Source organism: Pararhizobium sp. P1_E7, from assembly GCF_056405855.1.
The window spans coordinates 1-887 of record NZ_JBFUBH010000235.1 but is presented as its reverse complement, the minus strand read 5'-3'; the positions used below and the strand labels follow the sequence as shown (position 1 = coordinate 887).

The following is an 887-nucleotide window of genomic DNA, read 5'->3' as shown; positions in this document are numbered from 1 at the left end:
CCTTCTGGATTGACCTTCAAATCCTGATTATGACGGTTTTTGTGATGATCTTTGGAGAAAGATTGAGCGAAAGCAGGCTTTCTGYGGCGAAGAGAAAAGATATCGCGTGACACCAATCGGTATTATTAAATAGGCATCGCCAAACTCTAGTTGACGGTAATGCAAACATAATTCCTTTAAAAATACTCTCGTAAAGGCTGGGAGGCAGAGCCCGCTTTTTTCGATTGTGGTGGTCCGCATTTAATTGTGAACGCGATGGGGGCTTGCCGGGCTCGATTTCAACATCGGCGCCGTGTATTGTAAGCTCTGGCAGGGTCGGTCGATGTATTCGGTGTCGATTGCGCTGGGCGTTTTGGCTGTCGCGGCGACTTTCTCTGCGAAGTTTGTTCAGCATGTGCTAAGTCTAAAGCCAAAGCTTCAGGTATTTACGCGCAATTACGGGTGGAGCGCTTGGGGCGGATTTATCGCAAAGAACCGGCTAATTACTATCGTTATACAATGTCTTGTTTATATATAATATTCTTTAGTTCAATCTAGACTGCAGCTGCATCGGTACAACGAGATCGTATTATGGCTGATATTCGAGATGAGCATAAATTTGAATGGCTGGATCCTGAATACTCGACCGAATTGAGGCGATCGAGGGTCGTCCATTTTTTCGTCTATCCGCTTCTTATCGGCGGCGTATTTCTGTGCTCGATGGTTTACATACGTCCGACTGCGGAAAACGTCACGGTTTCCGACATTCTGTTCGCCGCAGCCCTGTTTGCACTGTTGTTGGACAGGAAGATATCGTTCTACCCTTTCGGGAGAATGAGCGTCGCGGTCTGGTTGGTGGGGCTCTCCATGCTCCTCACGGGCCTTACGGTCAGCAGTATCAACTCTCC

At 47.9% G+C, this 887-nt stretch carries 1 protein-coding gene; it reads left to right on the top strand.

Features of this window, described 5'->3' with window-relative positions; genetic code table 11:
- Positions 1 to 570: 570 nt before the first annotated feature.
- A partial coding sequence (locus tag AC1D17_RS29150) for a hypothetical protein (RefSeq protein ID WP_477568665.1) occupies positions 571 to 887 on the top strand: 317 nt, incomplete at its 3' end.